The 14,623-nt window shown below is 55.3% G+C and carries 11 protein-coding genes and 1 pseudogene; 1 reads left to right on the top strand and 11 read right to left on the bottom strand.

Annotation, left to right across the window (positions count from 1 at the left end):
- Window positions 1-16 precede the first annotated feature (16 nt).
- A complete protein-coding gene (gene secA / locus A3220_RS04485) occupies window positions 17-2,740 on the bottom strand; it encodes a preprotein translocase subunit SecA (protein ID WP_062373422.1) in 2,724 nt (907 codons plus the stop codon).
- Window positions 2,741-2,807: 67 nt separating this feature from the next.
- On the bottom strand, window positions 2,808-2,999 hold the full coding sequence (locus tag A3220_RS17790) for a hypothetical protein (RefSeq protein ID WP_232068247.1): 192 nt from the start codon (window positions 2,997-2,999) through the stop codon (window positions 2,808-2,810).
- Between the two features lie 288 nt (window positions 3,000-3,287).
- On the opposite strand from A3220_RS17790, the gene A3220_RS04480 reads away from it, so the two are divergent.
- Window positions 3,288-3,764 carry a DciA family protein gene (locus tag A3220_RS04480; protein WP_044629195.1) on the top strand — a complete coding sequence of 159 codons (477 nt, stop codon included), beginning with the start codon at window positions 3,288-3,290 and terminating at the stop codon, window positions 3,762-3,764.
- Window positions 3,765-3,873: 109 nt separating this feature from the next.
- Here the strand turns inward: A3220_RS04480 and lpxC are convergent, their stop codons facing one another.
- The 9 genes and pseudogenes from lpxC to murD all read right to left on the bottom strand — a co-directional run bounded on the left by lpxC (window position 3,874) and on the right by murD (window position 14,599).
- Window positions 3,874-4,785: a UDP-3-O-acyl-N-acetylglucosamine deacetylase gene (gene lpxC, locus A3220_RS04475; protein WP_054641053.1), complete on the bottom strand. Its 912-nt coding sequence runs from the start codon at window positions 4,783-4,785 to the stop codon at window positions 3,874-3,876.
- Between the two features lie 158 nt (window positions 4,786-4,943).
- Window positions 4,944-6,125, bottom strand: coding sequence for a cell division protein FtsZ (gene ftsZ, locus A3220_RS04470; protein WP_044629193.1), 1,182 nt, complete (start codon window positions 6,123-6,125; stop codon window positions 4,944-4,946).
- A gap of 34 nt (window positions 6,126-6,159) precedes the next feature.
- Window positions 6,160-7,449 (bottom strand): cell division protein FtsA, encoded by a 1,290-nt coding sequence (ftsA, locus tag A3220_RS04465; protein ID WP_062360043.1) that lies wholly within the window; start codon window positions 7,447-7,449, stop codon window positions 6,160-6,162.
- 310 nt (window positions 7,450-7,759) lie between these two features.
- Window positions 7,760-8,488, bottom strand: a complete 729-nt coding sequence (locus A3220_RS04460) for a cell division protein FtsQ/DivIB (protein ID WP_062360042.1) — start codon at window positions 8,486-8,488, stop codon at window positions 7,760-7,762.
- Between the two features lie 25 nt (window positions 8,489-8,513).
- The gene (locus tag A3220_RS04455; RefSeq protein ID WP_062373419.1) at window positions 8,514-9,449 is read right to left on the bottom strand and encodes a D-alanine--D-alanine ligase; all 936 of its coding nucleotides are present in this window, start codon (window positions 9,447-9,449) and stop codon (window positions 8,514-8,516) included.
- Window positions 9,446-10,894 (bottom strand): UDP-N-acetylmuramate--L-alanine ligase, encoded by a 1,449-nt coding sequence (gene murC, locus A3220_RS04450; protein ID WP_128082401.1) that lies wholly within the window; start codon window positions 10,892-10,894, stop codon window positions 9,446-9,448. Before murC ends, A3220_RS04455 begins: the two co-directional genes overlap by 4 nt.
- A 17-nt stretch (window positions 10,895-10,911) precedes the next feature.
- Window positions 10,912-12,009 carry an undecaprenyldiphospho-muramoylpentapeptide beta-N-acetylglucosaminyltransferase gene (gene murG, locus A3220_RS04445; RefSeq protein WP_084812747.1) on the bottom strand — a complete coding sequence of 366 codons (1,098 nt, stop codon included), beginning with the start codon at window positions 12,007-12,009 and terminating at the stop codon, window positions 10,912-10,914.
- An 18-nt stretch (window positions 12,010-12,027) separates the two neighbouring features.
- Window positions 12,028-13,224: a putative lipid II flippase FtsW gene (gene ftsW, locus A3220_RS04440; RefSeq protein ID WP_062373413.1), complete on the bottom strand. Its 1,197-nt coding sequence runs from the start codon at window positions 13,222-13,224 to the stop codon at window positions 12,028-12,030.
- Window positions 13,221-14,599: pseudogene (murD, locus tag A3220_RS04435) on the bottom strand (UDP-N-acetylmuramoyl-L-alanine--D-glutamate ligase). Before murD ends, ftsW begins: the two are co-directional and overlap by 4 nt.
- Window positions 14,600-14,623 lie beyond the last annotated feature (24 nt).

Below are 14,623 nucleotides of genomic sequence, written 5' to 3'. Positions count from 1 at the left end.
CTTACGCCATACGTGATTAGCTTAATTTGCCGCAGCACTGCTTATATTTTTTACCCGAGCCACACACACAGGGGTCGTTGCGGCCAACTTTCGGGTTTTCCCGGCGCAGCGGACGGCCATCAACCCCGGGCGCTGTCTCGCTAGTACCGGCATCAGGCGCATCGTGGAGGCTGGCGGCTGTCGCTTTTTCACGAGCAAGCTCTTCACGGCGTTTCTGCTCTAGGGCATCCACTTCTTCTGGCTGACGCACCTGAACGTGGCTGAGAATACGCGTGACATCGGCTTTGATATTGGTCAGCAGATGTTGGAACAGCTCGAAGGATTCGCGCTTGTACTCCTGCTTGGGGTTCTTCTGTGCATAACCACGCAGGTGGATACCGCGACGCAAGTGGTCCATGGACTGCAGGTGCTCTTTCCAGCGGGTATCCAGCACTTGGAGCATCACCTGCTTCTCGAAGCGGCGAATCAATGCCGCACCTGCGGACTCGATTTTAGCCTCATAGGCCTCGCGGTGCATGGTTTGCAGACGTTCACGCAGCTTCTCTTCGCTAAAGCGCTCGTCTTCCTCGGCCCACTGCGTCACTGGCGCGACGAGATTGAACTCGGTTTTCAAGTGGGCTTCCAAGCCGGGCAGGTCCCACTGCTCAGCCAGGCTCTGGGGCGGCACGTACTCGCTAATCGCGTCTTCCATCACCTCTTCACGAATACCCACCACCGCGGCGGAGACATCGTCAGACGCTAGAATTTCGTTACGCTGCTCGTAAATCACGCGGCGCTGGTCGTTGGCTACGTCGTCGTACTCAAGCAGCTGCTTGCGAATATCGAAGTTACGCCCTTCCACTTTCTTTTGAGCGCGCTCTACCGCATTAGAAACCATTTTGTGTTCAATGGCTTCACCACGCTCAAGGCCCAGCGCCTGCATTAAGCGCTTCACTCGGTCGGAGCCAAATAAGCGCATCAGGCTATCTTCCAAAGAGAGGAAGAAGCGTGTGGAACCCGGATCGCCCTGGCGGCCTGCACGGCCACGAAGCTGGTTATCGATGCGGCGGGATTCGTGGCGCTCAGAGCCCACCACGTGCAAGCCACCAGCTTCCAGCACCGCGTCGTGGCGCTTTTGCCATTCGGCTTTTAGCGCATCAATTTGTGCTTGGCTAGGGTTTTGCAGCTTCGCGGCTTCGGCTTCCCAGTTACCGCCCAACATAATGTCAGTACCGCGACCCGCCATGTTGGTAGCGATGGTAATCGCACCGGGCCGGCCAGCTTGAGCAATAATTTCTGCCTCACTTTGGTGCTGCTTGGCGTTTAGGACGTTGAATTTAAGCCCTGCCTCACGCATTAGGCGCGCCAGATACTCAGACGTTTCGATAGAGGCGGTACCCACCAGCACTGGGCGGCCCGCTTCGGTCTCTGTTTTCACGTCTTTGATGATGGCTTCGTACTTCTCTTCCGCGCTCAGGTACACAAGGTCGTTGAGATCTTTACGCGCCAGCGGGCGGTTGGTGGGAATGACGATCACATCAAGACCGTAAATCTGACGGAATTCGAAGGCTTCGGTATCCGCCGTGCCCGTCATGCCCGATAGCTTTTCATACAGACGGAAGTAGTTCTGGAAGGTGGTAGACGCCAGCGTTTGGCTTTCACGCTGAACCGTAACGCCCTCTTTAGCTTCCACGGCCTGGTGCAGACCTTCAGACCAACGGCGCCCCGGCATGGTACGGCCGGTGTGCTCGTCGACAATCACCACCTGCCCTTCGGCAACGATGTAATCAACGTCCGGATGATAGAGATGGAGAGCGCGCAGCGCCGAGTGCATATGCTGTAGCAGGTTGAGGTTTTGCGCTGCGTAGAGCGATTCGCCCTCACCCAGCAGCCCTTCGGCCCGCATGAGCTCTTCGACTTTATTGTGACCCTGTTCGGTCAGCTCCACCTGCTTCTGCTTTTCGTCGAGCACGAAATCGCCGCTCACCGGTGCTTCGTCATCTTCGGAGACTTCACCCTGCTCGAGCTGTTGGGCGAGGCGGTTCACGATGCCGTAGAGGTCGGTGTTCTCGTCTACCGCGCCGGAGATAATCAACGGCGTACGTGCTTCATCAATTAGGATGGAGTCGACTTCGTCCACAATCGCGTAGTGCAGGCCGCGTTGAACTTTATCTTCCAGCGAAAACGCCATGTTGTCGCGAAGATAGTCAAAGCCAAACTCGTTGTTGGTGCCGTAGGTAATGTCGCACTGATAAGCATAGCGCTTCTCTTCGCCGGTCTGCCCTGCAAAGATAACGCCTACCGTTAGCCCTAAGAATTCATAAAGCGGGCGCATCCATTCCGCATCACGGCGGGCGAGGTAGTCATTCACCGTTACCACGTGAACGCCTTTACGGGTCAATGCGTTCAAGTAGACTGACAGCGTGGCGACTAGGGTTTTACCTTCACCGGTTTTCATTTCCGCGATACGGCCACGGTGCAGGGTCATACCACCGATCATCTGCACATCAAAGTGGCGCATGCCCATTACTCGCTTACTGGACTCACGAACGACAGCAAAGGCTTCTGGAAGCAGGCTATCCAGCGTCGCCCCATCGTCTAACCGCTGACGCAGCTCAGTGGTTTTCGCTTGAAGTTCCGCATCGCTTAGGCCCGCCAGGGTCTCTTCTAACGCATTAACGCTCTGCACGCTTTTATACATGCGCTTTACTTCACGGTCGTTTTTAGAGCCGACCACTTTACGTAACAAGTTATTAATCATGAAATTTCCAGATCATCGTGAGCGACCCATCCAGGTGCGCCCTTATATAAGGCAAATAGGCGTAATGTTAACCAATGCGTTGTTCGGCGGGCGGGCCACGAGGGGTCACTACATCGCTGGCAGCAACAAGTCGAAGCGTGATCAGCGGTAGTAATAGAGGACGGCTGCAAACGCTGGGCAATCGGCGCGTTTGGCGACTAGCCCAGCGACGAAGCGCACGGCGCTTCTTGGCAATCCAGTGCGATTGAGCCCGTAGCATCGCAGGCATCCAAAAGCAGATGCAGACATTGCGGCCACTGCTTCTCAATGCATCTGAAGGGTGTAAACTAGCGGGCAATAAGCAGCTCACCAACAGGCCAGCCAGCCACCAACGCGCTAAGCCATAGCGTCGTTGACGCCTTGGCGAAGCAGATACTATCTCTGACGTTGATGACATGCTGTGGACTGGCTCCCGAGCGTGTTAGGCTCTTTTCATTGGCGGTCAATCACAGGCGCTGTTTGTATTCGCCAGTACGACGTCACTAGCAACACCCTAGGAATTAAGTTGATGAGTATAAAGGTTAAGCGTTCTCGCGCACAGCCCATTGCCCAACTGCTGACCAAGTCTGGCGGCGTTGGACAGCTAATGCGCCAATCACGCTTAATTGATCAAGCGCAACGCCACCTTCGCGCCCATTTGCCTGAAGAGATGCGCGAGCACATTTTCGTCGGCGGCTTCAGCAACGGACGCCTTACGCTGATCAGCGGACAAGCCAGCTGGTTAACGTGGCTACGCTACGAGCAGTCGCAGCTACTGTCACTGCTTCACCAATTACCGGGCTTTGAAGGCGTGACAGGGTTTACGCTCAAAGTTCGTCCAGTGCGCCCGATCGAGTCACCTAAGCGTTACACGCGCACACTGTCAGATGATGCGGGCAAAACCCTGGCCGAATGCGCCAAAGACACCGACAACCCCGCGTTAAAAAACGCTCTGGAGCGGCTTGCTTCTCACGCGCGCTCTACATCTACAGAACCAAAACCTTAGCAACGCGACCCCTTAAACGCATAAAGCACCGCCTTAGCGATGCTTTATAAAGTGGGGGGCCGTTTCGTTATATCAACTCAACTCCCCCAACATTTTGCCTTATGCCTCATTACGCCATGACAGGAGCGGCATAGGAAATAGGCGCCACTGCTTTCTCTTCTTCAAACGTAACGATTTCATACGAATCGGGCTGCGCCATCAGCTCCCGGCAAAGCTGGTTATTCAGCGCATGGCCGGATTTAACACCTCGGAACTCGCCAATCAGGCTGTAACCAAGCTGATAAAGGTCACCAATGGCGTCTAGCACTTTATGTTTGACGAATTCGTCTTCGTAGCGCAGGCCGCCTTCGTTCACAATACGGTAGTCATCCACCACAATGGCGTTTTCTAAGCTACCGCCCAGCGCCAGATTGTTCGAGCGAAGGTACTCTAAATCGCGCATAAAACCGAAGGTTCGTGCACGAGAGACTTCTTTCACGAACGATGTGGTTGAGAAATCGATCAGCGCCGTTTGCTTCTGCTGTTCAAAGACCGGGTGGTCGAAGTCGATAGCAAATGACACCTTGAAGCCTTGGTGAGGCAAAAAGGTAGCCTCTTTATCACCATCGGTAACGCTAACCCGACGCTTAATGCGGATAAATTTCTTCGCTGCCTCCTGCTCTAAAATGCCCGCTGACTGAATCAGAAACACAAAGGGGCTGGCACTGCCGTCCATAATTGGCACTTCGGGCGCACTGATATCGACGTAGGCGTTATCAATCCCCAAACCGGCAAAGGCTGACATCAAGTGCTCAACGGTCGCGACTTTAACGCCTTCATGGCAGAGCGCTGTGCATAGCATGGTGTCTTCCACCAATTCGGCACGGGCAGGCACGTGTACCACTGGGTCCAGATCGGTTCTGACAAACACAATGCCGGTGTTGGCCGGCGCCGGGCGCAAAGCCATGTGGACTTTTTTGCCAGAGTGCAGACCCACTCCAGTGGCGCGGATGACGTTTTGTAATGTGCGTTGTCTGATCATGGGTAGTGGTCAAGCTCTGATGACGGCGGCTCGTAGCCTAACGCTACACAGTCCGCAGGGGGAAAGAAAGTTATCAAACAGTGTTCACTTTAACAGCAAACGAGCGTTTTAACCAATAAAACTCTCGTTTGCTGCCTCAATGAGCCTGATAGCGCGGTTTAATCCGCCTGGCGGCGCAAAAATGCGGGGATATCGAGATAGTCATCAGCATCCGCTGAACGACGTTTTTCTGGACGCGGCTTTGGCGCTGCTTCCGGCGCTTCTGCGCGTGCAGCGGCCTGCTGACGCATGACCGTGGGCTGCTGCAGCTTGCGGTAGTCGGAAGAGGAGGTATCTGCCGCAGAGCGACGCGCAGGTTCGCGAGCCGCTGCTTTTGACTTGCTGCCATCTAGCCCTGCTGCCACTACCGTCACACGCAGCTCGTCGGACATTTCCATATCGATTGAAGTACCGACCACAATCGTCGCTTCTTGAGAGGCGAACTCTTGTACCGTCGCCCCCACATCGTTGAATTCACCAATGGAGAGATCCGGCCCAGCCGTGATATTGACCAGGATACCGCGAGCGCCATGTAGATCGATATCTTCCAGCAGCGGGCTGCGGATGGCTTTTTCTGCCGCCTCACGGGCACGGTTCTCACCCGTCGCGCCGCCTGTACCCATCATCGCCATGCCCATTTCGGACATCACGGTGCGTACGTCAGCAAAGTCGACGTTGATGATACCTGGGCTGGTGATCAGCTCTGCGATGCCCTGTACCGCACCTAGAAGCACATCGTTAGCTGCGCTAAAAGCCGTCAATAGCGTGGCATTCTTGCCCAGCACCGATAGCAGCTTTTCATTGGGAATAGTGATCAAGGAATCAACGTGCTCAGAGAGCTCTTTCATGCCCTCTTCCGCAGCGCGCATACGCTTGGGCCCTTCAAACGGGAACGGACGCGTAACGACCGCAACAGTCAGAATACCCAACTCCTTAGCCACCTGAGCTACCACCGGGGCGCCGCCCGTGCCTGTACCACCACCCATACCGGCAGTAATAAAGACCATATCAGCGCCGTTTAACAGCTCAGCAATGCGCTCGCGATCTTCCAACGCGGCTTGACGACCCACCTCTGGGTTAGCGCCAGCACCAAGACCCTTGGTGATTTCGCCACCTAGCTGCAGCACCGTTTTTGCGGATACACGTTTAAGTGCCTGAGCATCCGTATTGGCGCAGATAAATTCAACGCCTTCGATATTGCTCTCGACCATGTGGTTGACAGCATTACCGCCGCCGCCGCCAACACCGACTACTTTGATGACCGCACTGCTCGAGGGTGCGTTATCTACCAATTCGAACATAAGCCCCGTCTCCTGAACCGCGCTTGCGGCCCTATCAGAAATTTCCTTTGAACCAGCCTTTGATTCTTGCCAGCGCCGAATGGCCATCCTTGATATCACGCCGGGCTAACTCATTACGTCCTTTATGGGCCGCAACGACTCCCCCGTGGCTTTCTAGGCCTTGCCCATGACGAGTTTCCTGCAGTGCATAATGCAGTAAACCAACGCCCGTCGCATAGATAGGGTTGCGAACCACATCTGCCAAGCCTCTGACATTTTGCGGGCAGGCAATACGAACCGGCATATGGAAAATTTCTTCCGCCAGTTCGCTTACACCTTCCATGCGCGAGGTGCCGCCGGTGAGCACCACACCCGCAGCCACCATATCTTCATAGCCACTGCGACGTAATTCGTCTCTTACTAACGTAAAGAGTTCCTCGTAACGAGGTTCGACCACTTCCGCTAGCGCCTGACGCGATAGATCTCTGGCTGGGCGATCACCCACGCTAGGCACTTTAATCATCTCATCGCTTGCAGCAAGCTGGGTTAATGCGCAAGCGTATTTCACCTTGATTTCTTCAGCGTGCTGGGTCGGCGTTCGCAGTGCCATCGCGATGTCATTGGTGACTTGGTCACCTGCAATGGGGATCACCGCTGTATGGCGAATGGCACCTTCTGTGAAAATCGCCATATCGGTGGTACCACCACCGATATCCACCATACATACCCCGAGCTCACGCTCATCTTCAGTCAGCACAGCCATACTAGAGGCCAACTGTTCCAAAATAATGGCATCCACATCTAAACCGCAGCGCCGTACACACTTTTCAATGTTTTGCACAGCATTCTGGGCCGCCGTTACTAAGTGCACTTGTGCTTCAAGTCTTACCCCTGACATCCCCAGCGGCTCACGGATGCCGCCTTGGGTATCAATGGAAAACTCTTGAGGTAATACATGTAACACTCGCTGGCCTTCTGAAATCGCTCGTGCGCGGGCCGAGTCGATCACCCGTTCAATGTCTGAAGGTGTTACTTCACGCTCCTTAATCGCGACAACGCCGTCGGAATTCATGGAGCTAATATGGCTGCCCGCCACGCCCACATAAACCGAGTGGATGTCGCATCCTGCCATCAGTTCGGCTTCTTCCACCGCACGCTGAATGGACAGAACCGTTGACTCAATATTAATCACAACGCCGCGCTTCATACCGCGCGAGGGGTGGGAACCGATACCGGCAATCTCAATCCCCCCATCATCGGTGGGTTGACCGACTATCGCGACGACCTTGGACGTTCCGATGTCCAGCCCGACAACCATATTGGATGCGTTGGGTGAGCCTGCCATGAGTCGGTAAATCTCCTTGCCGTCATTTTAATAGGGTAGGTATTGCCAATTGGCATTAAAACACCAACGCAATAACCAATTTGCGTTTAATAACTTTAACTAGAACACTATCTAACCAAGCTAACCGCTGACAGGATAATAAAACTCATCCACATCACCGCTAGGGACATAGTATAGAAACAATAGTCGTAATACGACTAGCGCACACCCACGATAATTGGACTGGATAGCAATTTAAACCCCATTCATAGGTTTTTCGGCGTTGGCAACCACTCACATTTACCTACTTTTTGCACATTGCCACGAGCGGTTACTCATTGACCTCTTGCTGTTCACGCTCTTGAAAATCCGTTTCACCATGCCAAGCCACCGCAACACCATTAGGATAGCGTAAATCAATATAGCGGATATGCTCACTAAAGCTTGCAAGCTCGCGCTGCCAAGAAGCAGATAACCTTGCCAAACGCTCTCCATGCTGACGTCTACCTAGCATGACCCAGGCCCCGTCTCCCAGCTGTAAGCGCCAAGCACCGCGAGGCTCTAAGCGTAGCTGAGAAAGCGATAGCGACAAACTGGCAAAATGGGGAGTCAACCGCTGATAATACGCCAACACCTCTTCACTGTTGCCCGCTGGCCCTGAGAGGTCGGGCAACCCTTCAGGTGCATCTAACGGCGCAAATGCAAACGGCTCTCCTTCAGGATTAAGCAGGAAATCATCGTTCCAACGCGCTACAGGCACCTGCTCCACTAGCTCAAACACCAAAGCGTTAGGCCACTCGCGGGAAATTCGCACTTCATTCAGCCAGCCAATACGTAGCGCACGCTGGCGTAGCTCGCCTAGATCTGCCGATAGCCACGTTGCATCCTGCACAAGCGGCGCTAACTGCGTACGCAGGTAATCAGCACTAACGTACTCCCATTCGCCACGAATCGACACGCGCTCAATGGGACGATCAAGCCATAGCCACAGTGCACGGCCGCCCGCACCTAGTAGCAGCGCCAGCAGCACAACGCCCAGCCATGCGTTGCGTTTTTTCATAACGCTCCTATTGCCCAGCTACTCATTACGGCATGCTCGGCTGAACGGCGGTCTGTAAAATACGCATGACCAACTGATCAAAGTCGATCCCGGCGTAGGCGGCTGCCTGCGGCACTAGGCTGTGGTCAGTCATGCCGGGCACGGTGTTAACCTCTATCAGCCAACACTTACCAGCTGCGTCACGCATTACATCAATACGCCCCCACCCTTCGCCACCTACCGCTAAAAAGGCCTCTTTACATAGTGCTGCCAGCGCTTGCTCATCCTGCTCAGACAAACCACAGGGCAGATGGTACTGCGTGGTGTTAGCAATGTACTTGGCTTCGTAGTCATAGAATCCACCCGGCACTTCAACGCGAATAGCGGGCAGCACGTCATCACCCAGGAGCGCGACCGTGTATTCATCCCCGATAATAAACCGCTCAGCCATTACCCGCGCATCAAACTTTGCGGCAGCCGTGTAGGCGGCTTTTAATTCATCCCGGCTTTTGACAATACTGATGCCCAAGGTGGAGCCTTCATGGACTGGCTTGACCATCATAGGCAGCCCAAGCTGGTTTACTACGGCCGCCCAATCAGCGTTTTCACTTAGCATGATGCTTTCAGGGGTAGGCAAGCCAACGGCCTGCCACACCTGTTTAGTGCGCTGTTTATCCATGCCCAATGCAGATGCCAGTACGCCGCTGCCGGTATAGGGCACGCCGAGCAGCTCTAACGCGCCCTGAAACGTGCCGTCTTCTCCACCACGCCCATGTAGCGCCACAAACACGGCGCTAGGCGCCAGACGCTCAAGCCCTGCTAGACCACCCTCTTTAGGGTCGTAGCCGAGCGCATCCACACCTTGACGTTTTAAAGCGGCAAGAATAGCGGCGCCGCTTTTCAGGGAAACATCCCGCTCAGCCGATGTGCCACCGTAAACCACTACGACGCGGTCTAGAGAACCGGTTTGCCCGCTGTTCATAGCGCCACCTCATCCATCTCAAGTTTTGCCTGAGCAAGGCGCAGCGAAATACCGCCAACGTCGCCGGCCCCTTGAGTAATCAAAATATCTCCAGGCCGTAGCACATTATTCAACAAGGCAGGCAGCTCCTGCTTGTGCTCGACAAACAGCGGATCGACTTCACCACGCTGTCGAATAGAGCCCGCCAGCGTTTTCCCTTCGGCTCCCGGCAGCACGGCCTCACCTGCGCTGTATACATCCAGTAGCACCAGGGTATCCACCTGAGAAAGCACACGCACAAAATCCTCAAAAAGATCCCGCGTACGGCTGTAACGGTGGGGTTGGTAAAGCATCACAAGGCGTCGATCAGGCCAACCTGCTCGCACTGCCTGGATTACCATATCGACTTCACGAGGATGGTGACCGTAGTCATCCACTAGCATGATATCGCCACCGCCGGAAGGTGCTGGAAAGTGTCCATGCACTTGAAAGCGTCGCCCTACCCCGGCGAACCCAGTTAGCCCACGCTGGATCGCATCATCACTTACGCCTGCGTCAGTGGCCACAACGATAGCCGCCATCGCATTGAGGGCGTTATGACGACCCGGCATAGCGAGCCGAATGGCCAGCGGTGCCGCATCACCAGGGCGCAGAGCGGTAAACGAGACTTCTCCCGCCTGTTGAGAAAAATCAACGATGCGGTAGTCGGCATCTTCATCAAAGCCGTAAGTGACAAACTGACGTTTAACTTGGTCACACAGCCCACGCACATGAGGATCGTCAATACACAGCACCGCAAGACCATAAAACGGTAGATTGTGCAAAAATTCGATGAAAGTGCTTTTCAGGCGCTCAAAATCGCCGCCATAAGTCGCCATGTGGTCAGCATCGATATTGGTAACAATCGATACCATGGGCTGAAGGTGAAGGAACGAGGCATCGGATTCATCAGCTTCAGCGACTAAGTAATCACCTTCACCTAAACGAGCATTGGCGCCTGCACTCGTCAGTTTTCCGCCAATCACAAAAGTAGGGTCCAGGCCACCCTCGGCCAATAGTGTTGCTGTCAAGCTAGTGGTGGTTGTTTTACCGTGAGTCCCCGCGACGGCAATACCGTGACGGAAGCGCATCAGTTCTGCCAGCATTTCGGCACGGCGCACTACCGGCACGCGGTGCTCATGTGCCCAGCGTATTTCAGGGTTGGTTTCATCGATTGCGCTGGAGACAACAACCACATCGGCCCCCTGCACATGCTCTTCAGCATGACCAATGGCCACGCTTACTCCGCACTGGCGCAGCCGCTCAACCACGGCGGAGGCTTTCATGTCGCTACCGCTAACTTGGTAGCCCTGGTTGGCTAATACTTCGGCAATACCGCACATGCCTGCACCACCGATACCTACAAAATGCAGCCGCTTAATACGACGCATACCGGGGCCAGTTGGGCGAGCCCCCTGCGGCGACATGTTAGTCACTGAATCGGTCACGCAGTTTCTCCTTGCTTCACTAATCCCAAACAGCCTGCTGCAAGACGCGCGGTGGCATCTAAATAAGCGGCTTGGCGCGCTTTAGACGCCATTTCCGCCAGCCTGTCGGGATGAAGTAATTCGTCTAATAATTGAGTTAAGCGCTCAGGCGTGAGGGCTGATTGGATGACACACTGAGCCGCTCCCGCCTTCACCAGCACATCAGCATTGACTCGCTGATGGTCATCTACTGCAAATGGAAATGGCACTAACAGCGCAGGCTTTGCCGCTGCAGCCAACTCGGCAACCGTTAACGCACCAGCGCGGCAAACCACAAGATCCGCCCATGAGTAGGCGGCCGCCATATCATCGATAAAGGGGCTAACATCGGCCACAATGCCAAGTTCTGTATATGCCTGGGCGGTGGCTACGTCGCGCTCTTTACCGGCTTGATGGCGCACATCCGGGCGCCGCTCTGGTGGTAGCGCGGCAAGCGCTGGCGGCAGGCGCTCATTTAGTGCTACAGCACCGAGCGAGCCACCCACAACCAGCAGCCTAAGCGGCCTATTAGACATCTCAGCCACCTGCTTAGGGCTCTCGCCTAGCGCCGCAATCTCTTCACGCACGGGGTTACCAATAACTACTGCACGACTGCCAAACGCATCCTCAAAGGCGGCGTAAGTACGCGTCGCCAAGCGCGAAAGCACTTTATTAGTGAGGCCTGCGACGGCATTCTGTTCATGAATGACCAGCGGCACACCCGACAGCCGCGCCGCCAGCCCACCCGGGCCACTGGCAAAGCCCCCCAGGCCGACCACAACATCAGGTTTAAAGCGTTTAATGATGCGTCGCGCCTGCATCACCGCTCGGGAAAGATTGATGGGCGCTTTGCACCAGCCTGCCAGCCCTTTGCCCCTCAGCCCTTCAATGGCAATCGTGTGTAGCATAATACCAGCATTAGGCACTAGCCGATTTTCGATACCACGCGAGCTTCCCAGCCATTCAACGTCGACACCCTTGGCCTGTAAAGCATGCGCCAAAGAGAGCGCAGGAATAACGTGCCCACCGGTTCCCCCGGCCATAATCAATATCCGTCGACGCGAGTTCGTCGCCACAAACGACTCCTTGAATAATTACGATAAACGCGGTTCTCGGCGTGCTCGGTAGGGGGTGGGCGTACGCCGGGGGCGGTGCCGAGTCTCAGCATCCACACGCAGCAGTAGCCCAATCATCATGCCCGTCACTAACAGACTTGAGCCGCCATAGCTGATTAGCGGCAGAGTAAGCCCTTTTGTGGGCAGCAACCCAGAGCTTACGGCCATGTTAATGAACGCCTGAGCCGCCACAATAAATCCAATGCCGTAGCTAACGTAGGCGCCAAACAGATGCCCTGCCAGCTCCGCGCGGCGGCCGACCCACATGGCGCGTACAATAAATAGAGTAAACAGTAGCACCACTAAAATGGCACCAATCATCCCTAGCTCTTCGGCCACTACGGCAAAAATAAAGTCGGTGTGGGCTTCCGGCAGGTAGTGAAGCTTTTGAACGCTATTGCCAAGACCGGTACCTGTTACATGCCCACGACCAAACGCAATCAACGCCTGGGTTAACTGATAGCCGGTGGCAAATTGATCGGCCCAGGGGTCAAGAAAGCTTGTCCAGCGGGCCAAGCGGTAGGGCTCCATTACTACCATCATCACCGCCCCAACCCCCAGCACGCTTCCACTGCCGAGCAGTAAGGTCAGCGAGGCGCCACTCATCATTAACATGCCAATGACACACACGGCGTAAACCACCATGCCACCGAAATCTGGAGCTAAGAACAGCAGGCTCGCGGGCACGGCAAGCACGGCCAATGGCCGCCACATGGTAAACGCCTGCCGCCGCAGCTCGTAGGTAAAGCGCGACATAAATGCCGCCATGTAAAAAATAAGGCCCACTTTCGCCAGTTCCGACACCTGCAAACTCGGCAGCGGCCCAGGCAGTGAAATCCAACGCTTACTGCCGTTCACCTCTTGGCCAATAACTAGCACCACCACCAGCATAAAAATGCTGACGAGTAGAATAAGCGCTGCGTTCTGCCGCCACAGCTCCAAAGGCACGCATAACATAAAGAGGCAGGCAACAATAGCTAATAATAGAAAGATGCCGTGCTGACGGGAGTAGTGGTAGCTGTTTTCCAGCAGCCCCACCGACGCAGAGCTGACCATAATCCAGCCAAGCCCCGCCAACGCCACCACCGCAACAATCAGCCAGATATCACAAGGCAGGTGCTGGGTCGTTAAGGCAGCGCGCAGGCGCTGTACTCTACTGAGAGATTCATCGCTCATGGCGTCAACTCGCTGCGTTTGTGCTCAACCCAGTGACGAAAGGCGTCACCTCGTGCCTGATAGTTGGCGAATTGATCCAAACTGGCACAGGCGGGTGACAGCAGCACGCAATCACCGGGTTTGGCCATGGCGAAAGCAACCTCCATGGCTTGCGTTAAGTGTTCTACACGCTCAACCGGAATCGCCTCATTAAGCGCTTCGGCAAGGCGCGGCGCATCGGCCCCAAACACAATAGCAGTGCGAGCGCTATTCGCTAGCGGCGCAGCAACGGAGAAAAATCCGCACCCTTACCAACGCCGCCTGCCAAAAGAAGCAGCTTTCCTTGCAGGGTGGTGCCAATCCCGTTGATGGCAGCCAGCGTAGCGCCCACATTGGTACCTTTGGAATCATTGACCCAGCGAACGCCGTTTAGCTCGGCAATGGTTTCACTGCGGTGCGGCAAGCCTACAAACGCTTTTAGGGCATCGCACATACTGGCTTTATCAAAGCCTAGTGCGCGCCCCATCGCCAGCGCCGCTAACGCATTGGCGTAATTATGCTGCCCAGTTATACGCAGTTCATCGGCCAACAGCCATGGCGTTTTGCCCTGCATTAGCCACCAATGGCCCTGTTGCTCGACCAGTCCCCACGCAGCATCACGGGGAGTATGCACCCCAAAGTGCTCGATATGCTCTAGCGGCTGATCCGGCCATGTTTGCGGATCGTCAGCATTCACCACGGCGTGCTCTGCGCCGATAAAAATACGCTGCTTGGCCTGTCGGTAGCCCTCTAGATCGCCGTGGCGATCTAGATGGTCATCGCAGAGATTTAAGAAGGCCGCCGAGGCCGCGCCTAAAGAGGGCGTGGTTTCCAACTGAAAGCTGGATAGCTCTAGGATGTATAGGTCGGCGTCTGGCTGTTGCGCCAGAAGATCAAGCGCGGGTGTACCTAGATTGCCGCCCACGGCGGCATTAATGCCAGATGCGGCAGCCATCTCGCCAAGTAGCGTCGTCACTGTGGACTTAGCATTGGAGCCCGTAATGGCCGCAATGGGTGCTTTCACGGCACGTTTGAACAGCGCGATTTCGCCTACCAGCATGGGCTCGCCAGTGGCAGGGTTATGGCGCTCAAGCAGCCCCTCCAAACCAGCCGTGCGAGGATCTACACCTGGGCTAATCACGACCTCGTAGGCCTGACAAAAATCTACAGCAGCCAGAGAGCCACAATGCACCTGAACATCCGGGTACGTTTGGCGAAAAGCCTCCACCCCTGGCGGCGCTTCACGGGTGTCAGCCACCATAAACGGCCTACCCAGCTGGGTAAGGTGGCGGCAAATCGCCTGACCAGAGAGCCCTAGCCCAACGACTACCGTAAATCCGTTTGGTACCTGCACCATGTGGCTCCTTCTGCCATACGCCAA

The organism is Halomonas sp. KX33721 (assembly GCF_001596805.1).
GTDB classification, from domain to species: Bacteria; Pseudomonadota; Gammaproteobacteria; order Pseudomonadales; family Halomonadaceae; genus Vreelandella; species Vreelandella aquamarina.
The sequence above is the reverse complement of the archived record's forward strand: the minus strand, read 5'-3'. Positions and strand labels throughout refer to the sequence as shown.

Coding starts and splice junctions, on each gene's coding strand:
- murC (WP_128082401.1), bottom strand. CDS start 10,894: ATGTCGCCGCAGGGGGCTCGCCCAACTGGCCCCGGTATGCGTCGTATT.
- A3220_RS17790 (WP_232068247.1), bottom strand. CDS start 2,999: ATGCTACGGGCTCAATCGCACTGGATTGCCAAGAAGCGCCGTGCGCTT.
- A3220_RS04480 (WP_044629195.1), top strand. CDS start 3,288: ATGAGTATAAAGGTTAAGCGTTCTCGCGCACAGCCCATTGCCCAACTG.
- secA (WP_062373422.1), bottom strand. CDS start 2,740: ATGATTAATAACTTGTTACGTAAAGTGGTCGGCTCTAAAAACGACCGT.
- A3220_RS04460 (WP_062360042.1), bottom strand. CDS start 8,488: ATGAAAAAACGCAACGCATGGCTGGGCGTTGTGCTGCTGGCGCTGCTA.
- ftsW (WP_062373413.1), bottom strand. CDS start 13,224: ATGAGCGATGAATCTCTCAGTAGAGTACAGCGCCTGCGCGCTGCCTTA.
- ftsA (WP_062360043.1), bottom strand. CDS start 7,449: ATGGCAGGCTCACCCAACGCATCCAATATGGTTGTCGGGCTGGACATC.
- lpxC (WP_054641053.1), bottom strand. CDS start 4,785: ATGATCAGACAACGCACATTACAAAACGTCATCCGCGCCACTGGAGTG.
- ftsZ (WP_044629193.1), bottom strand. CDS start 6,125: ATGTTCGAATTGGTAGATAACGCACCCTCGAGCAGTGCGGTCATCAAA.
- A3220_RS04455 (WP_062373419.1), bottom strand. CDS start 9,449: ATGAACAGCGGGCAAACCGGTTCTCTAGACCGCGTCGTAGTGGTTTAC.